Source organism: Mucilaginibacter ginsenosidivorax, assembly GCF_007971525.1.
Classification (GTDB): domain Bacteria; phylum Bacteroidota; class Bacteroidia; order Sphingobacteriales; family Sphingobacteriaceae; genus Mucilaginibacter; species Mucilaginibacter ginsenosidivorax.
Map to the genome: position 1 here is coordinate 3840832 of NZ_CP042437.1, position 22305 is coordinate 3863136.

A 22305-nucleotide genomic window follows, 5' to 3' on the forward strand; every position below is an offset into this window, starting at 1 on the left:
CGAATTTGAAAATTTGAGTATTTGAAGATTTGAAAATGATACTTTTTAACGGCTTCGGCGTATGAATTGGAGAGTAACTTTAGGTGTATTATGCATGCTGATGGTCTTTGGTTCATGCGCCGAATCTTTTAAGCAGATTCCGCCGGATAAGTTTAATGATACGATCGCGAAACGAAAGGATATTAAAACATCCGACGAACTGATTAAAGCTTATTACCAGTACCGGCAGTATTACAGTGAAACCGATGCGAGGCCGCGATTGAACATCACTTCAAGAAAACTGGATTCGGGCGACTATGAAATAACCGCTATAGACACCATTACCAATGACGATGCGTTGGCAGCCGAGAAGATTGTGATGATAGCCACCCGGAAAGCTGAAACCTGGAAAGCTTTAGATATTAAATATAACTGGAAAGCCCGCGAAGGTTATGGCAGTTCAGAATGGGGAACCGGGAACTAATTTTATTTTGCCTGATTGGCCACCCCGCTAATCAGAACCCTCTCCTTTGGAGAGGGCAGGGTGAGGCTGGAGCTTTTTACGCGTAGCAATGCTCCTCGCGGGTAGTCAGTTTACTAATCATTTCTTTTAAGGCAGTGCGTGCACGGTGTAAAGTTGTACGCGACAGCAATTCACTCATCCCCAGCGATGTGCCAATTTCCTGGTGCGAATAGCCCTCAATGGCGTACATATTAAATACCGAGCGATAAGTTTTAGGCAGTTTTTGAATCAGTTTCATCAAATCCTTTGCCTCAAGTTCATTATCATTATAAGCTTTGCTGATAGGCATATCACTATCGGCAGCAAAATCCTCAACCAACACAACGGGGCGTAACTTGCGGTAGCGCGAAATAGCCGCGTGCACCATAATACGGCGCACCCAACCTTCCAGGCTGCCATCGCCACGGTAGTTTTGCATGTTCCTGAATATTTTTATGAAACCCTCTTGCAGTATATCCTGTGCTTCGTCTTTATCGGTAGCATAGCGCATGCAAACAGCCAGCATCCGCGATGCAAATAGTTTGTAAAATTGTTCCTGGCTTTTACGTTCGTTGCGTAAGCATCCTTCCCAAATTGTCTGTAAACGTTCGTCGGCAGTAGTCATTGTATTGTTTGTTTATTTGTGAAGCCTATGCCAATCCAAGTGCCATTTTGTAATTAATTGATTATTAAATATTTATAAATTTGAGCTATTTTAAAACTGTTCGTTAGCGGACGGTTGATACGCACAGGCGAACACAAAGCTCCCTAACCCCCTGAAGGGGGAACGATGGTTGGTGATACATTAAGAATAAAGGGCAATAAACTGGGGTATCATAACCCGGGGAGATCAACTGCTATTCTCTTCGTTAATTCGTCGTAGAGATCATAAGGGAATTCGCTTTTCCTGTACTTTGCAAAGTTTTTTTCCTGGAGTAAATAATAGGTCTTTTTCAATTGATAAAACCCAATAGTCAGAAACTGTTTTTGTTTGATTTCAAAGCTTACCAGTTCTGATTTATTGGATATAACTCCGGTTGCAAGGTCATAATCAAAATCAATAATTTTCACATCGAGTAAACGACGCTTGATTTTATTTCTAACAATGTGGACCTTAGTGCCTCCAGGTTCGCGTAGCCATTTAATGGTAACTTCTTCTTCATTATTTAATAATGACAATAGCAAACTGGTAAAATCATAAAAAGGATCGCTTAACGCCCCGGAAATTTCTATCTCATAGGCCTTTCGGTCAATATTAAGCAAAAACGTTGACCAACCATGTGGGTGTAGAATCAAGGAAAAGTCAATATCCATGGCAAATTCATGCATTTTGTTTCAAATATAAAATAAGTCTGTACGCATCTAAATAGTTAACGGTGATAAGCTGTTATTTAATTATAGCTAATTGAATAAGCTTATAGCGCCGGGAAGATATAAGCATCAAACGGTACCTTGTTTTTATTGGCTGATCCCGGTTAAATGATCCAGGTGTCAAAGGGACTTGTGTTGGCCAACAACACCAACAAATATTTGGATGCGTCTAAATTGTGCAATCAGTTTAATGTTAACCATGATAAAATATAAAACATTGATGATCAAATATTTATAAAAAATATATTTGAAATGTGTTAAGTTATGTTAACCCAATTAGATGCGTTTGCCCTGGCATCTTGTGGGGACAATTTAGCCCGTATCCAAACCTGTATAATTAACGCCTCTTCTTTGGTAGGGGTAATCAAATGAATTAGGCTCTAAAAAGGATATCAAAAAGTCTCCCCCTTTAGGGGGAGATTTAGAGGGGGCTTGGCCGCGTTTTTCTTACCTTTGCCCTAATCCGGGATAAAAACCCGGCGACCGTATGACAAAAGAAATTGAAATAGTATGCCCTCCCGGGCAACATGAAGATGAGATAGTGATTAAACGCCTTGCCGCGGCAGCCCTAAATATGCAGCCTCAAAAGTTATCGGCCGTAAAAGTGTTAAAACGATCTATCGATGCTCGTGGCCGTAAAGTGGTTTACCGCATGATGGTGCAGGTGTTTATTGATGAACCGTATAATCCCGAAATTTTTACCATAAACTATCCCGACGTGCAGTTTGGCCGCCCTGTTATCATAGTAGGTGCTGGCCCGGCGGGCATATTTGCTGCATTGCAATGCATTGAGCTGGGATTAAAACCCGTGATCCTGGAGCGGGGCAAAGATGTTAAACAACGCAGGCGCGATTTGGCCAATATTAATAAACAAGGCCTGGTTAACCCCGAATCAAATTATTGCTTTGGCGAGGGTGGGGCAGGTACCTACTCTGATGGTAAGTTGTACACCCGATCTACCAAGCGCGGCGATGTAAACCAGGTGCTTAAAATGTTTGTTGCCCATGGGGCAGATGAAGATATATTAATAGATGCCCGCCCGCATATTGGTACCAACAAGCTGCCCCAGATTATTACCGCTATGCGCGAAACGATATTGAATGCAGGCGGCGAGTTTTTGTTTGATACTAAAGTGACAGCCTTACTGGTTGAGTTTGGCAAAATAAAAGGCGTAAAACTGGCCAGCGGCGAAAAAATGACCGCCGATGCCGTGATCCTGGCAACGGGCCACTCGGCAAGGGATGTGTTTGAAATGCTGCATCATCAAAATATACTGATAGAAGCCAAGCCATTTGCTTTGGGTGTACGCATAGAGCATCCGCAGGAAATAATTGACCGCGCCCAATACCATTGCGAAAACCGTGGTCCGGATTTGCCGCCATCCTATTATAATTTGGTTGAGCAGGTGGACGATAGAGGCGTATTCTCCTTCTGCATGTGCCCAGGCGGTATTATTGCTCCCTGTGCAACCGCCGAAAACGAAATTGTGGTAAACGGCTGGAGCCCGTCAAAACGGAATAACCCATTTGCAAATTCAGGCACGGTAGTACAAATTAATATGGAAGATGTGGCCGGCGATGACGGCGATCCATTCAAGATGCTCAACTTTCAGCATGAGGTGGAGCGCGCCGCTTTTAAAGCTGGCGGCGGCAGCCTGGTTGCGCCGGGCCAGCGTATGGTCGATTTTGTGGAAGGGCGTTTGTCAAATGATCTGCCCGTAAACTCCTACCTGCCGGGCACAAAGAGTACCGAACTTAAGGAGGTGTTGCCCGGTTGGATTCATAAACGTTTGCAGAAGGCCTTGCCCGCTTTCGGCCGGAAGATGAAGGGCTATTATACCAACGAGGCGATTTTGGTGGGGGTAGAATCGCGCACATCATCGCCGGTAAAAATTCCCAGGGATAAAGAAACTTTGCAGCACCCACAAGTTAAAGGATTATTTCCGTGTGGCGAAGGGGCTGGTTATGCCGGTGGCATTATTTCTGCTGCTATTGATGGTGTTAACTGCGCGCTGGCCGCTTTAAAAATATTAGCATGACAATTTCCGAAAAATTGAGTACCGAATTGCAGAAGATACTATCGGGCGATGCCTGGTATGGTTCGCCTGTTTATGATATAGTAGAAAGTATCAGCTTTGAGGCTGCATACGAAAAGCCGCCCGGCTCTGTCCATAATATAGCCGAAATTGTTTTACACATGATAGCCTGGACAGAGGAGGTGATGGACAGGATGAATGGCCTTACCGCCGGCATCCCCACCAGTGGCGACTGGCCCGAAACCGGCGCGCCCGACGAACAAAAATGGCAAAACTATGTTGATGATTTAAAGCTGGTGAACGTAAATTTGATTGGTGTTATCCAGAACTTCCCGCAGGAACAATGGGGTGAGCCAATAAAAGACGAACGGAACCGCGAGATGGGAACAGGTGTGAGCTATGAAGAATTGATTAACGGACTTATCCAGCATCATATTTACCACTCCGGCCAGATTGCTTTATTAAACAGGATAATCAATGGCTGATAAAAAGACACTCATATTAGGAGCAACGCCCGATACCGGCCGGTACGCAAATCTTGCAGCCAACAGGTTGGTTGGTCATGGGCATAGCATAGTTAATGTAGGCATAAAAACAGGCGAGGTTGCCGGTGTGCCTATCGAGAAGCCCGAAACCATTCATAATGATATAGATACCGTTACTTTGTATGTTGGCCCTCAAAACCAGCCACCACTGTACGATTATATTTTGAATACACACCCCAAACGTATTATATTTAATCCCGGTACCGAAAATTCTGAACTCAGGCGCATGGCCAACGAAAAAGGAATTGAAACAGAGTATGCATGTACACTGGTGTTATTATCCATAGGGCAATATTAAAGGCCCCTAACTCCTAAATGGGGATTTGGAGTTTTGAAGTTTGGTTCTCCTACATTATCTTGGCTATATAGGCATGAAATACCTTTACCTTTTATTCTGTTTATTCATATTATCTTGCGGTCATCCAAAACGTCATTATACTTTATCAGAATTAAGACATCGTCGTGATTGGATTGAGGAGTACTCGCTCAAGCATAAAAACGCGATGGTTGTTTTTGCTAAGGTTCCGGGGAAAACTCAATTGATAAAAGTAGTTAACGATAAATGGCCTGATGAAACAGAATATGCTTACAATGTTTTAAAGGATAGTTCAAATAACGTTATTCTGATTTACTCATCGCCAGTTAGTGAGAGTGGGGATTGGAATGTAGAACACAATCATTATTTTGATCCGGAAGGAAACACTTTTTTATTTGAAAGGCATGCAAGTGCTTTTAATGATTGCTTGGCTAATGATGAAGTAGCTTATGAAACCGTAAAAAAGTATTTTGATAGCGACTTTAACCTCTTGGAAAAAACGGATAATTTGGTTGATAAAAAGGGTAAGCATCTTAATAAAAGCGAGTGTTCGATAGATTTTGCTATCCAAGATGCCACCATTTATCCGAATGCTGAAAGTTGCATGAGAGCTCACAATATTATTTTCTAAAATTGTAGCCCAATCAAAAAACTCCCCCTTCAGGGGGCCGGGGGGCTTGGGCTCGAAAATATCCTGATCTCTTTAGGATAATAATTATTGATCCTATTGGGCAATAGCTTAGCCCATCCTAAGGCTTGTCCCTCGTAGTTCATCAGGCTCCATCCCTTTTCGGTAGGGTTTAGGTCGATGTTATCCCGGCGCAGATACTGAATAGCCTGGTCGTAGGTAAGTTCTGTTTGTAAAACCGCGTCTTTATTAATAATAGTACTTAAAGCCAGCTCATGGTCGGGTATTAAATCTTTCCCCATTAACTTACCAACTCTCACCCCCGATTTTTTGAGGTAAAGGTGACGCTGTAAAATATTCAAACTTTCTTTATGCGCGCGGTTAATCGCCAGCCAATCTTCGTTCACTTTAAAATAATAGTAGTCGTCCGGTTTGTTAACGTATGCTTTCACCTGGTCAATTTCTTTACTGCTTATTTTTTGATGGATGTTGTTTTTAAAGGTGCCCAGTTCGCCGGTGTTGGTTTTCTTTTTAAGGCACGATGCAAATAGCCCCTCACCCTTAACCTTGCCCGGATAAAAGCGATATCCCCAGGCCTTTTTATCGGGTGATTGCGTTTCTACAATACCCCACTCCTTATATATAGGTATACGGATGCTTTCCAAATCAAATTCAAGGCAAAGCCAATCCAGTATATCTTCGTTTTCCTGGTGCGAGTAGGAGCAGGTACTATATATAAGGTATCCATCTTCTTTTAAGGCCGGGAGTATATCGGCCAGAATCCGTTCCTGCCGCTGGTGGCACAATTCCACATTGGCTTCCGACCACTCGTTCATAGCCTGCGGATCTTTACGAAACATGCCCGAGCCCGAACATGGTGCATCAACCAGGATAATATCGAAAAAGCTTTTTAGCCGGCCAATGTCTTTCGGATCATTATTGCTCACTATTACGTTTGCCTGGCCCCAACGGCTAAGGTTATCTGTTAATACAGGTACGCGTGTTTTAATAATTTCGTTAGCAACTAACAAATCCTCGGCATTAATGGCCGAGTTAAGGAGTGTGCTTTTGCCACCCGGAGCAGCGCAAAGGTCAAGTACTTTTATGGTGTCATCTATATTAGGGCGGATGTGTTTTAATATATGGTCGGTAAACATAGACGATGCCTCCTGTACATAATAGCACCCGGCATGAAAAAGCGGGTCGAAAGTGAAGGATGGACGGGTGTTTAAATAAAATCCATCGCTACACCAGGCCACCCGTTCATCTGTTTTTAATGATGGACGTTTAAAAGGATTAAGCCTTATAGAGGTAGGCGCATCAGTAATTTGATGTGCTTTGATAAAATTTTCCTGGTCAAATCCATTTTCTGCGCTTAAGGTTTGCAGGAAATTATCGGGGAACTGTTGCTCATTCATATACTTTGTAAATATACAAATTCGATATATGCTATTGTTTATAAGATATTGGGGCGCTGCCGGGGTGTATTTAACGTTAGTTTACAGTTACTTGTGGAATTGTTTTAATTATTTGAAAATTTCTCTTGGTTGGTAAGGGGTTTTCTGTGTACATTTGTGGCCGCTCAGTAAAAAGGGTGTTGTTTTTTGAAAAGTTAGCGAATAAAAAAAGATTTAAAAAAGTGAATTTTTCACTTGGTGGATCAAATTAAAATTCGCACCTTTGCAGCCCGCTACGGAGGACGAAAGTCAGGAGGAAACGGGTTCAGAACTTAGAAATTTCGAAAGAAAAAAATAAAAAAATAAGTTTTGGAAAAGTAAAAAAGGTTTCTACCTTTGCAGACCCAAACGGAGGGTTGCTTTACGAAGCAAAAAAAGTTAAAAAGCCGGAGCGATTCCGGTAATGAAAATGACAAATTAGAAGGATTAACATCCTGAAGATTATATAGCGGATTCGGATGATGAAGCGGGAAAGTTCTTTTAAGAAATAGAAAATCATGTAGTGTAACAACCGAAAGGGAGTCGAAAGATAAGCAGACGGGAGTTATGATAACAAACAAGTTAGATACTGTATAAAGATATAATAAATATACAGATTCTATTATTAATAATAGGGTCAGAGAACAAACGAGACATTTTACAATGGAGAGTTTGATCCTGGCTCAGGATGAACGCTAGCGGCAGGCCTAATACATGCAAGTCGGACGGGATAGGAGAGCTTGCTTTCCTTGAGAGTGGCGCACGGGTGCGTAACACGTATGTAACCTACCTTGTTCAGGGGGATAGCCTCTCGAAAGAGAGATTAAGACCGCATAACATTATGATATGGCATCGTATTATAATCAAATATTTATAGGAACAAGATGGGCATGCGGAACATTAGCTAGTTGGTAAGGTAACGGCTTACCAAGGCTACGATGTTTAGGGGATCTGAGAGGATGACCCCCCACACTGGTACTGAGACACGGACCAGACTCCTACGGGAGGCAGCAGTAAGGAATATTGGTCAATGGGCGGAAGCCTGAACCAGCCATGCCGCGTGCAGGAAGACGGCCCTACGGGTTGTAAACTGCTTTTGTACCGGAATAAACCCTGATTCGTGAATCAGGCTGAATGTACGGTAAGAATAAGGATCGGCTAACTCCGTGCCAGCAGCCGCGGTAATACGGAGGATCCAAGCGTTATCCGGATTTATTGGGTTTAAAGGGTGCGTAGGTGGCTTATTAAGTCAGGGGTGAAAGACGGTAGCTTAACTATCGCAGTGCCTTTGATACTGATGAGCTTGAATGAACTAGAGGTAGGCGGAATGTGACAAGTAGCGGTGAAATGCATAGATATGTCACAGAACACCAATTGCGAAGGCAGCTTACTATGGTTTGATTGACACTGAGGCACGAAAGCGTGGGGATCAAACAGGATTAGATACCCTGGTAGTCCACGCCCTAAACGATGAATACTCGATGTTGGCGATATACGGTCAGCGTCTAAGCGAAAGCGTTAAGTATTCCACCTGGGGAGTACGCCCGCAAGGGTGAAACTCAAAGGAATTGACGGGGGCCCGCACAAGCGGAGGAGCATGTGGTTTAATTCGATGATACGCGAGGAACCTTACCCGGGCTTGAAAGTTAGTGAATTGAGCAGAGACGCTCAAGTCCTTCGGGACACGAAACTAGGTGCTGCATGGCTGTCGTCAGCTCGTGCCGTGAGGTGTTGGGTTAAGTCCCGCAACGAGCGCAACCCCTATGTTTAGTTGCCAGCACGTTAAGGTGGGGACTCTAAACAGACTGCCTATGCAAATAGAGAGGAAGGAGGGGACGACGTCAAGTCATCATGGCCCTTACGTCCGGGGCTACACACGTGCTACAATGGATGGTACAGAGGGCAGCTACCTGGCAACAGGATGCCAATCTCCAAAAGCCATTCACAGTTCGGATCGGGGTCTGCAACTCGACCCCGTGAAGTTGGATTCGCTAGTAATCGCGTATCAGCAATGACGCGGTGAATACGTTCCCGGGCCTTGTACACACCGCCCGTCAAGCCATGGAAGCTGGAAGTGCCTGAAGTGCGTAACCGCAAGGAGCGTCCTAGGGTAAAGTCGGTAACTGGGGCTAAGTCGTAACAAGGTAGCCGTACCGGAAGGTGTGGCTGGAATACCTCCTTTCTGGAGCAGTATCAATACATTAGTTATTGTAACAAGTTACCTACATGATTATTTCTTAAAATTGGTTGATTGAGTTTGATTAGTTGATTAAGTTGAATAGGTTATATGCTATATATAATACAAACAACAAATCAGTAAATCACTAATTCAGTCATTCAATAATTAAACACAAAAAGGAAACCCAAAAGATGAAGCCATCTATGTGGAGCGAAGCCGAAAGGTGAGCGAGGACAGAGTTGGCAGTTCACAGTGGGCAGTAAAGAGCAGTTAGCAGTTGGCAACAAGAGCTAACTACAAAGCAGTAGGAACTGCAAACTGCAAACTAAAAACTGCAAACTAAAAATAGTCCTGTAGCTCAGTTTGGTTAGAGCACTACACTGATAATGTAGGGGTCAGCAGTTCAAATCTGCTCGGGACTACAAGCAATTATTGAATTGTATAATTATGGAATTAATGAATAGAAGTATTCAATAATTCAGACATTCAATAATTCAATCATTCATCTAAGGGGGATTAGCTCAGCTGGCTAGAGCACCTGCCTTGCACGCAGGGGGTCAACGGTTCGAATCCGTTATTCTCCACGATGCGAAAAGAAGCAAGAGAAAAGAAACAAGAGAAAAGACATAGGTCTTGATTCTTGATTCTAATATCTTGACTCTATTACGCAAAACGTTCTTTGACATATTGGAAGAAGTAATAAAAAAGAGAAGACAACAGTATAGAGACGGTTGTTGGCTTTAAAGGATTACGAGGACAAAGGTAAAGAGGTAGCAATACCAATGAACTAATGAACGAGTGAACCGATGAACGGCAACCATATCAAAAAGCATACATACCGGGCAAAAGGCGGTATAGTAGAAGAAAGTAAGAAAGGGTACACGGGGGATGCCTTGGCTCTCAGAGGCGATGAAAGACGTGATAAGCTGCGATAAGCTGCGGGGATCAGCAAATATGAATTGATCCGCAGATTTCTGAATGGGGAAACCTAATTAGTTGAAGACTAATTGCATAAATGCGCAAACCTGCTGAACTGAAACATCTAAGTAAGCAGAGGAAGAGAAAATAATAATGATTTCCTGAGTAGTGGCGAGCGAAAGGGAAGAAGCCCAAACCAATTATGTTACGGCATAATTGGGGTTGTAGGACCACAACATGAAAACTAAACAAAACCGGAATGGGGTGGGAAACCCAGCCATAGAGCATGACAGCTGCGTACGGGTAATGAATAGTAGGATAGTGGTATCCTGAGTACCGCGAGGTCGGAGACGCCTTGTGGGAATCTGCCGGCACCATCCGGTAAGGCTAAATACTCCTGAGAGACCGATAGTGAACCAGTACCGTGAGGGAAAGGTGAAAAGAACCCCGAACAGGGGAGTGAAATAGAACCTGAAACCGTGTACTTACAAGCGGTCGGAGCAGACTTGTTCTGTGACGGCGTGCCTTTTGCATAATGAGCCTACGAGTTACTCTTTCCTGGCAAGGTTAAGTGTTTAAGACACGGATCCGAAGCGAAAGCGAGTCTGAATAGGGCGTATAGTCAGGGGAGGTAGACGCGAAACCTTGTGATCTACCCATGGACAGGTTGAAGGTGCCGTAACAGGTACTGGAGGACCGAACCGATAAACGTTGAAAAGTTTCCGGATGATTTGTGGGTAGGGGTGAAAGGCTAATCAAACTGGGAAATAGCTCGTACTCCCCGAAATGTTTTTAGGAACAGCCTGGCGGTTGAGTTATAAAGAGGTAGAGCTACTAATTGGGTGCGGGGGAGTCAAATCCTACCAAATCCAGATAAACTCCGAATGCTTTATAATATACGCTGGAGTGAGGCTCTGGGTGCTAAGGTCCAGGGCCGAGAGGGAAAGAACCCAGACCATCAGCTAAGGTCCCCAAATTACTGCTAAGTTGAACTAACGAGGTCCGATTGCACAGACAGCTAGGATGTTGGCTTGGAAGCAGCCATTCATTTAAAGAGTGCGTAACAGCTCACTAGTCGAGCGATCGGGCATGGATAATAAACGGGCATCAAGCAGTATACCGAAGCTATGGATTTGCAGTAATGCATCTGGTAGGGGAGCATTCTATTATCCGGCGAAGCAGGAGGGACAACCGACTGTGGAGGGAATAGAAAAGCAAATGTAGGCATAAGTAACGATAAGGCGGGAGAGAAACCCGCCCACCGAAAGACTAAGGTTTCCTGATCAACGCTAATCGGATCAGGGTTAGTCGGGGCCTAAGGTGAAGCCGAAGGGCGTAGCCGATGGACAACTGGTTAATATTCCAGTACTTTTTATAACTGCGATGCGGTGACGGAGTAGTGACACTGACGCGAACTGACGGAATAGTTCGTTAAAGGCTGTAGGTATAGGTTTTGTAGTTAAGTACGCAAGACTTGCTGAAAGCTGATAGTACACCGAATCTTCGGACAAGGTGATAGTTCAGGTAATCAGACTTCCAAGAAAACCCGCTAAGCTTCAGGTTATAAAAACCCGTACCGTAAACCGACACAGGTAGTCGAGGAGAGAATCCTAAGGTGCTCGAGTGAATCATGGCTAAGGAACTCGGCAAAATGGCCCTGTAACTTCGGGAGAAGGGGCGCTTTCAGCAATGGAAGCCGCAGTGAAAAGGCCCAGGCGACTGTTTAACAAAAACACATGGCTATGCAAAATCGAAAGATGACGTATATGGCCTGACACCTGCCCGGTGCCGGAAGGTTAAGAGGGGATGTTAGTCGCAAGGCGAAGCATTGAATCGAAGCCCCGGTAAACGGCGGCCGTAACTATAACGGTCCTAAGGTAGCGAAATTCCTTGTCGGGTAAGTTCCGACCTGCACGAATGGTGTAACGATCTGGGCGCTGTCTCAGCCATGAGCTCGGTGAAATTGTGGTATCGGTGAAGACGCCGGTTACCCGCAACGGGACGGAAAGACCCCATGCACCTTCACTACAACTTAACATTGATATCGGATACAGGATGTGTAGGATAGGTGGGAGACTGTGATGTGGCTTCGCTAGGAGTCATTTAGTCAACGTTGAAATACCACCCTTTCTGTATTTGGTGTCTAACTCTGCACTGTGGAGGACATTGTTTGGCGGGTAGTTTGACTGGGGTGGTCGCCTCCAAAAAGGTAACGGAGGCTTTCAAAGGTAAGCTCAGTACGCTTGGTAACCGTACGTGGAGTGCAATAGCATAAGCTTGCTTGACTGTGAGGCAGACAAGCCGAGCAGGGTCGAAAGACGGATATAGTGATCCGGTGGTTCTGCATGGAAGGGCCATCGCTCAAAGGATAAAAGGTACGCTGGGGATAACAGGCTGATCTCCCCCAAGAGCTCATATCGACGGGGAGGTTTGGCACCTCGATGTCGGCTCGTCACATCCTGGGGCTGGAGAAGGTCCCAAGGGTTGAGCTGTTCGCTCATTAAAGTGGCACGCGAGCTGGGTTCAGAACGTCGCGAGACAGTTCGGTCCCTATCTGTTGTGGGCGCAGGAAGTTTGAGTGGGGCTGACCTTAGTACGAGAGGACCGGGTTGGACTAACCTCTGGTGAATCTGTTATGGCGCCAGCTGTATTGCAGAGTAGCTACGTTGGGAATAGATAAGCGCTGAAAGCATCTAAGTGCGAAACTAGCCACAAGATGAGACTTCCATTGAGGGTCGTAGCAGACTACTACGTTGATAGGTCATAGGTATAAAGGTGGTGACATCATAGCCGAGTGATACTAATTGCCCGAAGCTTTCTCATAGCAGGTAATAATAGGTTATACGTAAAACGTTTGACGTGGTACGTATAACCGAACAATACAATATTGTTGTTTTCTCTGATTTACTTACTTCTTTCAATAATATGTCATAGATATGAGATATTAGATGTGAGATATGAGATAAAGACGCAAGTCAATCTCAATACTCAAATCTCAATACTCAAATCTAAAAGAAATTCAGGTGCCTATATCGGCGGTGTCTACCTCTTCCCATTCCGAACAGAGAAGTCAAGCCCGCCAGAGCCGATGGTACTGCGGTAAAACGTGGGAGAGTAGGTCGGTGCCAAATCTTAAATCAAGCCCTTGCTGGAAACAGTCAAGGGCTTTTTTGCGTCCTGTTGGTTCATTGGTTCACTCGTTCATTAGTTCATTGGTGTTCGGTTGTTTAGCTTCCTGAAAGTGGAGTGGAAAATTTGAATCCTCCATACGCGAGTATAACCATGCTATAGTCCATCGATTTTCAAAATAACATAGCTCAATTTACTATACCTGCCGACGCCTTATCAACCACCGTTGGCTTACCCTTGCGTGTCGTTAAAGATGCCGGTCGTTTACCTTCCTGGTACCTAAGTTTGTGTTCCTGCTTTTTTGGCAGGCCTTAGGTGAAAAATCCATCGGAAAAACTAACGATAACTCCAAGCCTCTTTTGCTAACCGCATGAATTATTTTATATTTTCAATAATTATTGAAAATATAAAATAAACTATATCTTTGTGTCGTCAACAGGAAAAATAAAACCCTCAACAATGAAAACGCTTAATAATCACATGATCCTTTTCGATGCCGAATGCCCCATGTGCAGTGTTTATACCAAAGCCTTTGTAAAAACCGGCATGCTTGATGATGGAGGCCGGGCTGCTTACCAAACCATGCCCCAAAACGCCTGCCCGGTTTATGACAGGCAGCGCGCCGTTAACGAAATTGCCCTCATCAACCTTAAAAGCGGCGAGGTTACCTATGGTATCAAAAGCCTGTTTAAAATACTGGGCAACGCCTGGCCCATATTTACCCCTTTGTTTGCTTTTAAACCTTTTGTTTGGCTCATGAGCAAGGTTTATGCTTTTATCTCCTACAACCGGCGGGTTATTATTCCGCCTGTTCATGAGGACGCGGATTTTGCTTACAAACCTTCTTTTAAACTACATTACCGGATTGCCTATCTGCTATTTACCTGGTTTTGTACCGCGTTTATATTAACCCGCTACGCACATTTACTGGTGGGCATGGTACCGCCCGGCAATGCTTACCGCGAATACCTGATTTGCGGCGGCCAGGTATTTGTGCAGGCTGCAGTGATTAGCACCTTTGCCAAAGGCAAGCTTTGGACTTACCTGGGCAACCTCATGACCATATCTTTTGCAGGCAGTTTGCTGTTGCTTATCCCCCTTGCTGTTAACCATTGGTTTCATCCCGGGCCATTAATGTATACCCTGTTTTTTGTGTGCGTGGCCGGGCTGATGTTTTTAGAGCATATCCGACGTACAAAGCTGCTGCAATTGGGCTGGGTAATGACCATCAGTTGGGTAACTTACCGTATTGTTTTATTGATCCTTATCCTAAACTGATATCATGAAAGCGTACAAAAAAATAGTGCTCGCCGGTGGCAATGGCTACCTGGGTACTGTGCTGGCCAAATATTATAAAGATTTGGCCGATGAGGTCATTATCCTGGCCCGAAAACAAGCCCCTGCTACCGGCAACATCCGTACGGTGGTTTGGGATGGCAAAACAGAAAGCGGCTGGACAGTGCAGCTCATTCACGCCGATATGCTTATTAACCTTTGCGGAAAAAACGTAAACTGCCGCTATACCAAAAAGAACAAGGCCGCAATTATCGCCTCACGTGTTACGCCTACCAAACTGTTGGGCGATGTGATCCATAAAATGGTTGATCCGCCAAAGCTGTGGATCAACATTACCTCTGCCACTATTTACCGTCATGCTGAAGACCATCCGCAGGACGAAACTACCGGCGAAATTGGCTACGGTTTCAGCATCGACGTATGCAACATTTGGGAAAGCACTTTCTTTAAGTGCGAAACACCGCATACCCGTAAAGTAGCTTTGCGCCTGGGTATCGCGCTTGGCCGCAGCGGCAGTGTTTTTCCGCGCCTGCTCAACCTGGTAAAAATGGGAATAGGCGGCCGGCAAGGCGATGGGCAGCAATACATGGCCTGGGTGCATGAGCATGATGTTGCCCGCAGCACCCAATTTTTGCTTGATCAGCCCGAAACGGAAGGCGTTTACAACTGCGCTGCGCCTTATGCCGAAAAGAACGCCGATTTTATGCGACTCATCCGCAAAGCCTATGGTATGCCGGTAGGCCTGCCTGCACCGCAATGGCTGCTGGAGATTGGCGCCCTGGTTATCGGCACCGAACCGGAACTGATATTAAAAAGTCGCTGGGTAAAACCACGGCGCTTAATGGATGCCGGTTTTAAGTTTCAGTACGAAAAGGCGGAATATGCAATACACGATATTTTGAGTATAAGGGGGTAGGGATCTTTCAATATTTGATCCTTCCCGATGCCTGTGAGGACACAGATTGCGGAAATAGGAGATTTACGAAGTTTTTAAAACTTCGTAAATCTGGAAAATTCAGCGGAGAAGGCCGTCGAAATAAACCGGCACAATTAACTAAAATCAGCTATTCTTATCCCCCACCTTCTTCCCCACCTCTTTCGTCATTTTCAAAGTAAGCAGCAGCAAAAGCCCCAAAGCAATTACAATAGCCAGCCAAATCAACACGGTATAATCCTTGTCTGCTTTGGTTTGTACCAGCAAAACAGTGTTGTTTTTGACAACAGCTCCGTGGCTGATGGTTGGGATATTACCCTTTATGCTATCGGCAAAAAACTTCAGGTCGTATTCCGGTGCCTGTGCGGTCGAATCGCCGGCCAGCAGGCGGTAGCTTTGTTTGCCATCAAGATAACTAACCAGGTATTGGTCGGTTTGGTAAGCATCAATGCCGGTAATGGTTAATGGCTGGTTATCGCCGTTGGCTATCTGTAATAACAGCTGGCTGGCCTTTGAAGAAAACAGAAGGTCGTTGTTTTTGGTGGAGTTTAATTCAGCCTCGGCAACAGCTTCTTTGTAACTGCCAATAATCTGGTACACCGTTATGTTCCGTTTGAAGTATTTAGGCGCGCTGATATTTAAATGCAGCTTATTTACCTGGTAATTATCGTTTAGTTTAATGTTGATAAAGGTAGTTTTATTACTATCAGCATGCGTAAACTGAAGCGAGGGGATGGGGGTATAAGCCAGCGTTTTGGCATATTCGGTATAAATACCGGCCTGCAAAAACTTGATGGGTGTTTTGTTTTTATCGTCAACCAATATTTTTAAATAACGATAGCTGCTGGCCGGGAACGAAAGCAATTGCATGTAGGTGCCTTCGCTGTTTTGTACTGCCTCCTGTAATGGAATGCTTTCCTGTATGGCAAACCATTGTTGCAGGTCATCGCTGCCCACCAGGTTTACCTTGCGTTGCACTGCGGTGTTTTGCAGTTTTATCCACAGCTTATCAAGTGCCAGGCCTGTTTTATTTTCAACTACATAAGTGGTACCGGTATCGGTTGGCAGGTGCCTATCTATTCTGTTAAAAACAACAAAGCTTTGCTGGTTTTTTTGTGGCAGGCTGCCGGCCTGTATGTAAGGCACAAATTTGCCTTTGGTATCGGCAATGCGGATATCGGCCATATCGTTCCTGGCCTTGGCCACAAAGCCGGGCTTAAGGCTGATGCGGTAAAAGCCCGTACTATCTACCTGTTGTAGTGCAGCGCCATATTTAAAGCTTTTTTGTGCCGATGCCGTAAACATCAGTCCGCAAAAAAAAGCGGTTAAGGCAATGTTAGTCTTCCTTATTTTTAGCAGTTTCATCATCAACAATAATTTTTTTAACCTTTTGGTACATAAAGGATATAATGAGCAGCAAAACACCCAGGCAAAAGAATGCGGCTATTTTCCCGGCCTGCGGTATATTTACAATATCATAAGTAAACAGTTTAACCAGCGTGATAGAAAATAGGGTTAACGATACTATACGCATGGTGCGCATTTTGTAACGCATGCCCAGCCACATGAGCGCGAAGGATAGCAGCCCCCATAATATAGGCAGGGTGGTTTTAACGTAAACTGTTTCTATCCGTTCAATGGAGTGCATTTTGCTGTAAAATACCAGGTTGTTGAGCAGGCAAAATTCCAGGCTTAAAAATACTACGATGCCGGCGCTCAGGATCCAGGTGAAAAGCGTTTTCATACCATCGTCCATAGTGCTTTGGCAAAGGCGGATGGTACGGTAAAATAGCAGGCCGATAAACGCTGCACTTATCCAGTGCGCCGCAAAATGGCCCGATGGTATTTTTTTACCGGTAAGCATATCTGTCAGCAAACCAAAGTACTGCGGCATTAAAACCAGGTATATGATAATACAAACCCCAATTATGCCAATCCGGATGTTGTTGCTAAATTGAATTGCCGTTACTTTTAACGATACCACATAATAGCCTAATATAAAAGCCGGCGTATACAGCATCATGTACAATATATTGAGCGATGCATCGGGATACCTGTTTAAAAACTGGTGATTAATCTCGGTGAGGCCGCTTAAAAATAACAGCGCCAGCCCAACGGTGCTGAATATGTGATTGCTGAATTTTATACCCGCATCGTCGTTTTCGTCGCGGCTTACCAGCACCGACAACAGGAACGAGCTGACGGCGGCCACCAGTGTTGTAATAAAGCCCCTGTTGGCAATAACGGTAAGCTTAATGAGGTGATCGGGGTAAATCTGGTACCAATCCATCAGCAGGCTCAGCAACATGGCTACCCACAAAATAAGCGAAGTAAGCTTCATTAATTTAATTGACGAACGCAGGTATAACCAGTAAAGCACCACCGTTTCGGCAGCCCAGAACAATGTAATACTGTTGCCATGCAGTTGAATAGGCGCAGCCAGCGATATAAAGGTGAGCGTAATGCCAATCAGCAGGTACAATACATTGGCATCAACCTTACGGTTACGGAACAGGATGTATGACAGGATGAGGTTTACCACCGCCAAACTCACACAAAACAACCCGCGGAATTGCTCCTGGTGCATAGCGGTGAGCAGGTACAAGCCGGCCGCAAAATAAAGCCCGGTATTAATGAGCAGGATGCTGAAATCCGAACCGATAAATTTTTTGTTCTCCTTGACGTTATTGGCCACATTGATGGCGAAGTAAAGCACATAAAATATGCTGCCGTAAATTAACCCGTAATGGTAGGTTGGCGCCGTAAGCGTATACAACACCCCTCCAAATACAATGACTGTAAACGCGAACGACACCATGTTGAGCACGCGCCATGCTTTATAATAAGCGATGATGAGCAGGCCGGTATTCAGTATGAGCAGGTAAATAAACAAGGCATCGTAATTTGCCTTCCCTGTGCTCACCATAAAAGGGCTGGCAAAACCGCCAACAAGCGCTATAATGGCCAACTCCTGCTTAGCATAGAGCAATGACAGCAGAACCGCAAAAATAGTGATGACGATAAGGATAACGAATGACACCGTTTGACTGAACAGGTTAAATTGGTGATAGGCCAGTGTTATGGTAAAATAAAATACCGCTAAGCCGCCACCGGCTAACACCGAGCTGAAGGCTTTATAACTGTTGCGTAACCAATGGGCAATGCCTACCAATATAGCGCCGCAGGCAATACCAATGCCCACGCGGCCGGCAGGGCCAACCCAGCCGCTATCAATAGCGAATTTTACAAAGTAGCCAATAGCTAATACCAATATGGCTATACCGATTTTGTTAACCAGGTTTTCGCCGATGAATTTCTCCAGGTCGGGGTAGCGTTCAAAAAAGGAAAGTTTTGGCTCTTCGGGTACCGGTTGGGCGGGTGCGTTTGTTTTTACCGGGCGGTTAATAGCCGGTATGCTATCGCTGATTATCTCGGGTTGTCTTTCAATTTTAACAGGTTCCGGCTCGGGTTTTATTGCCGGTGGAACTGGTAAAGCAGGTGGCTCCGGGGCTGTAATAACGGGAATTTCTTTGATAACAGGTTTGGGAACCTCGTCGCGTTTGACTGGTTCTTCCGTCAGTTTGGATACCCGCAAATGTTCAATCATCCGCTTTAATTCCAGTACCTGGGTTTCAAGTGCTTCTATATTGCGGCCAACGCTGCTTTTGTTGTTTACAATTAAAACAATAATCAATATGAGTAAAACAACGATAAAAAAATCCATAGCCTCAGGTTTATTAAAATTAAAGATAGCGGAATTATGAAACTAATGCGCGGTTTAAATAAATAAGAAGGCTTCTTTCTTCAACGTGATAAGCATAATTGCAGCTCGCGCAGGCAAATCCAGGCGGGCGAATCCGTCGCCTATCCGGGTGAATAAACGCACTGAATTGGGTTAACATAACTTAACATATTTCAGGTAATATATTTATAAATATTTGATAATCAATATATTGTATTTTATCATGGTTAACACTAAAAAGATAGCGATTTACGCGCATCTAAATATTTGCGCCTGTTTATGGCCGATACAAGTTCCTTTGGTAGCCGGATCATTTAACCGGCATCAGCCAATAAAACAAGCGCTGTTTGATGCTTATATCTTCCCCACGCCATAAGCTCATTCCGTTGGCTATTTAGATGCGTTTGTCCGGCCTGTCTGCCGGAGACGCAATTATGCGTTGTACAAAAAAATGTGTTGCGGGATTAAGCAAAATGGTAATTCTCCATTCACCGTCTAATTATTTTAATTGTAATTTAGCACTTAAGCACATGCTAACCACATCATAACCACCTTCCATGAAAATTGTATATAAAGCCGCGTTGTCGCTGTTTTTTATGCTGGCTGTACTTGCCGGCTATGCGCAATCCATTAATCAGGCACTGCTAAAAGGGCCATGGAAGGCATCATGGATTACCGTGCCCGGCGAATCACTTAAAGATTACGGTATTTATTATTTCCGCAAAAACATCAACCTTAAAGATAAACCGGCCACATTCTTTGTGCATGTATCTGCCGATAACCGCTACAAATTATACGTAAACCAAACGCTGGTATCCTTAGGCCCGGCCCGCGGTGATACCTATTACTGGAACTACGAAACTGTCGACCTGGCGCCTTATCTTAAAGCGGGCAATAATACCATCGCCGCCGTGGTTTGGAACGATGGCGACTACCGCCCGGAAGCGCAGATCTCGATCCAGACCGGATTTATTATGCAGGGTGATGGCGATACGGAAGCTATAGTTAATACAGATAAAAGCTGGAAAGGCATCCGCGACAAAGCATACAAACCCATTGTGGGGGTTGGGTACGGTACTTATTATGTAGCCGGCCCCGGCGAGCGGGTAGATATGAACGCCGGTATCAGCAACTGGAAGGCTGAAGAAACAGACATAAGCGGCTGGAAAAACGCTGTTAAAATAGATAACGGTAACCCTAAAGGTACGGTGAACGCCTTTGGATGGATGCTGGTACCTTCCTCCATTCCGCCGGTTGAGCTAACCTACCAGCGCATCCCGGTATTACGCAAGGCCGAAGGGATCATTGTGCCCAAAAGCTTCCCGGCCACTAAAACAGCCATAACTATTCCTGCAAATACCACTGTTACCTTTTTGCTCGATCAAACTTTTTTAACTAATGCTTTTATATCACTCAATTTTAGCCTTGGTAAAAATGCCGGTATCAGCCTTAGTTATGCCGAAACATTATTTACCAAACTGCACGGGCCCGGCGGCCTTGAAAAAGGCAACCGCGATGATGTAGAAGGTAAAATATTTTCGGGCCGCAGGGATAGCATCGTGTCTGATGGTAGCGCGGGCCAGTCGTTTAATACGCTTAGCTTTCGCACATTTAGGTATATCCAATTAAAAATAACCACCGCCGGCCAGCCTTTACAGATAGACGACATATACGGCACCTTTACCGGCTACCCTTTTAAACTGAACGCGAAGCTTGACGGCACAGCCGAAATGAAAAAGATGCTGGACATTGGCTGGCGCACAGCCAGGCTTTGTGCTGGCGAAACGTATTACGACTGCCCCTACTACGAACAGCTGCAATATGTGGGCGATAGCCGCATCCAGGCCCTGGTATCGTACTACAATAGCGGCGACGACCGCCTGGTGCGTAATGCCATTAACCTAATGGACCACTCCCGTATTGCCGAAGGGGTTACCTTAAGCCGTCACCCGTCATTTTCGCCCCAGATTATTTCAACATTTTCTTTATGGTATATCGGCATGCTGCATGATTATTGGATGTACCGGCCCGACAGCGCTTTTGTGCAAAGCAAATTACAGGGCGTAGAAGACATCCTGGCATTTTTCAGAAAATATCAACAACCGGGCGGTTCGTTGAAAAGCACCCCATACTGGAACTTTGCCGATTGGGTGGGCGGTAAAGGCTGGGATTTTGGCGCGGCCCCAGTAAGCGCAAACGGATCATCGGCCTTGCTGGATATGCAATTGCTGTGGGCTTACCAGCAGGCTTCCCAAATGGAAGCCAAATTTGGCATACCAATTATTGCACAATATTATCATGACATGGCTTACGCATTAAAAGCTACCATTCAACAAAAATATTGGGTGCCCGGCAGGCAACTATACGCCGACGTGGAAGACCAGCAACTGTTTTCACAGCATACCAATTCACTGGCAATTTTAACGGGTATGGTAACAGGCGATCAGGCATCGGCCCTTGGCAAAAAGCTTATGACCGATACAACGCTTACCCAATGTACTATCTACTTTAAATATTACCTGCACCAGGCCCTAATTAAAAGTGGTTATGGGGATGATTACCTGAAATGGCTTGATATATGGCGCAGCAATATCCGGATGGGACTTACCACCTGGGCTGAAATATCCGACCTGCAACATAACCGGTCCGACTGCCATGCCTGGGGCGCGAGCCCCAATATTGAGTTTTACCGAACCATTTTGGGCGTCGACAGCTATGCGCCCGGTTTCGGCAAAATAAAAATAGAGCCGCACCTGGGCGATTTAAAAAAAATAGGCGGAGAAATACCTCATCCTAACGGGAAAATTGCCGTGAAATATGAGCTGAAAAAAGAAAAATGGGATATAGAAGTTATTTTGCCACCCGGTACAACCGGTGTTTTTATCTGGAAAGGACAAAATCACCTCATTAATCCCGGAAAAAACAAGATAATTGTCTAAAAATGATTAATAAAACATGATTTATATCATATTTTTAGGATAATTCCAATAAATGAAGCATTTTTGTATCGTTTTTGCCACTTTACAGTAAAAAACATTGGTTTTTTGTTTGAAAAGAAAAAAGCAACGCTAACTTTACTCTTACAACGTTTATTAGTTATTGTATTAGTTACACTTGCGTTAATTACATATTTAACAATCATTTATTATTAAAAATGTGATATTTACGCGCTACAGTTATTAAACGGGTCCGCCCTGCAAGGGGAGGCGCCCGGTAGGTAAATACAATAAAGATGGATGGTTCATGGTTGTAACATTAATTATACTGCCAATGATAGCTTCATCATAACTTAAAA

Annotated in this window: 13 protein-coding genes, 2 tRNA genes and 3 rRNA genes; 13 read left to right on the forward strand and 5 right to left on the reverse strand. The window is 44.6% G+C overall.

The window, feature by feature from the left end; genetic code table 11:
- The first annotated feature begins 61 nt into the window (after positions 1–61).
- On the forward strand, positions 62–463 hold the full coding sequence (locus FSB76_RS16160) for a hypothetical protein (RefSeq protein WP_147055062.1): 402 nt from the start codon (positions 62–64) through the stop codon (positions 461–463).
- A gap of 76 nt (positions 464–539) precedes the next feature.
- On the opposite strand, the gene FSB76_RS16165 is transcribed toward FSB76_RS16160, so the two are convergent.
- Positions 540–1106, reverse strand: coding sequence for an RNA polymerase sigma factor (locus FSB76_RS16165; protein ID WP_147055065.1), 567 nt, complete (start codon positions 1104–1106; stop codon positions 540–542).
- Between the two features lie 209 nt (positions 1107–1315).
- Complete coding sequence (locus FSB76_RS16170) at positions 1316–1810, reverse strand: hypothetical protein (RefSeq protein WP_147055067.1); 495 nt, start codon at positions 1808–1810, stop codon at positions 1316–1318.
- A 529-nt stretch (positions 1811–2339) separates the two neighbouring features.
- Here FSB76_RS16170 and FSB76_RS16175 point away from each other — a divergent pair.
- The 4 genes from FSB76_RS16175 to FSB76_RS16190 all read left to right on the forward strand — a co-directional run bounded on the left by FSB76_RS16175 (position 2340) and on the right by FSB76_RS16190 (position 5379).
- Positions 2340–3890, forward strand: coding sequence for an NAD(P)/FAD-dependent oxidoreductase (locus FSB76_RS16175; protein WP_147055069.1), 1551 nt, complete (start codon positions 2340–2342; stop codon positions 3888–3890).
- Entirely contained in the window at positions 3887–4372 is a 486-nt protein-coding gene (locus FSB76_RS16180; RefSeq protein WP_147055071.1) for a DinB family protein, read from the forward strand. The genes FSB76_RS16175 and FSB76_RS16180 overlap by 4 nt, the downstream gene beginning before the upstream one ends.
- Positions 4365–4730, forward strand: a complete 366-nt coding sequence (locus FSB76_RS16185; protein WP_147055073.1) for a CoA-binding protein — start codon at positions 4365–4367, stop codon at positions 4728–4730. The genes FSB76_RS16180 and FSB76_RS16185 overlap by 8 nt, the downstream gene beginning before the upstream one ends.
- A 73-nt stretch (positions 4731–4803) precedes the next feature.
- On the forward strand, positions 4804–5379 hold the full coding sequence (locus FSB76_RS16190) for a hypothetical protein (RefSeq protein WP_147055075.1): 576 nt from the start codon (positions 4804–4806) through the stop codon (positions 5377–5379).
- A gap of 29 nt (positions 5380–5408) precedes the next feature.
- On the opposite strand, the gene FSB76_RS16195 is transcribed toward FSB76_RS16190, so the two are convergent.
- A complete protein-coding gene (locus tag FSB76_RS16195; RefSeq protein ID WP_147055077.1) occupies positions 5409–6794 on the reverse strand; it encodes a methyltransferase RsmF C-terminal domain-like protein in 1386 nt (461 codons plus the stop codon).
- Positions 6795–7472: 678 nt separating this feature from the next.
- Between FSB76_RS16195 and FSB76_RS16200 the strand changes: the two genes are divergently transcribed.
- The 7 genes from FSB76_RS16200 to FSB76_RS16230 all read left to right on the forward strand — a co-directional run bounded on the left by FSB76_RS16200 (position 7473) and on the right by FSB76_RS16230 (position 15250).
- Positions 7473–8994: ribosomal RNA gene (locus tag FSB76_RS16200) — 16S ribosomal RNA — on the forward strand.
- A 344-nt stretch (positions 8995–9338) separates the two neighbouring features.
- Positions 9339–9413: transfer RNA gene (locus tag FSB76_RS16205), tRNA-Ile, on the forward strand.
- 88 nt (positions 9414–9501) lie between these two features.
- Positions 9502–9575, forward strand: a tRNA-Ala gene (locus FSB76_RS16210).
- A gap of 277 nt (positions 9576–9852) precedes the next feature.
- Positions 9853–12732 (forward strand): 23S ribosomal RNA (locus tag FSB76_RS16215).
- Between the two features lie 196 nt (positions 12733–12928).
- Positions 12929–13040, forward strand: a 5S ribosomal RNA gene (gene rrf / locus FSB76_RS16220).
- Together the 16S, 23S and 5S rRNA genes with 2 tRNA genes alongside form the textbook arrangement of a ribosomal RNA operon.
- Positions 13041–13497: 457 nt before the next feature.
- Entirely contained in the window at positions 13498–14316 is an 819-nt protein-coding gene (locus FSB76_RS16225; RefSeq protein ID WP_147055079.1) for a thiol-disulfide oxidoreductase DCC family protein, read from the forward strand.
- A 4-nt stretch (positions 14317–14320) separates the two neighbouring features.
- A complete protein-coding gene (locus tag FSB76_RS16230) occupies positions 14321–15250 on the forward strand; it encodes a TIGR01777 family oxidoreductase (protein WP_147055081.1) in 930 nt (309 codons plus the stop codon).
- A 144-nt stretch (positions 15251–15394) separates the two neighbouring features.
- On the opposite strand, the gene FSB76_RS16235 is transcribed toward FSB76_RS16230, so the two are convergent.
- Both FSB76_RS16235 and FSB76_RS16240 read right to left on the reverse strand, forming a co-directional pair.
- Positions 15395–16636, reverse strand: a complete 1242-nt coding sequence (locus FSB76_RS16235; RefSeq protein ID WP_147055083.1) for a DUF3999 family protein — start codon at positions 16634–16636, stop codon at positions 15395–15397.
- Positions 16605–18992: a DUF2339 domain-containing protein gene (locus FSB76_RS16240; protein WP_147055085.1), complete on the reverse strand. Its 2388-nt coding sequence runs from the start codon at positions 18990–18992 to the stop codon at positions 16605–16607. The genes FSB76_RS16235 and FSB76_RS16240 overlap by 32 nt, the downstream gene beginning before the upstream one ends.
- Before the next feature lie 575 nt (positions 18993–19567).
- Here FSB76_RS16240 and FSB76_RS16245 point away from each other — a divergent pair.
- The gene (locus tag FSB76_RS16245; protein WP_147055087.1) at positions 19568–21949 is read left to right on the forward strand and encodes an alpha-L-rhamnosidase-related protein; all 2382 of its coding nucleotides are present in this window, start codon (positions 19568–19570) and stop codon (positions 21947–21949) included.
- Positions 21950–22305: the final 356 nt, after the last annotated feature.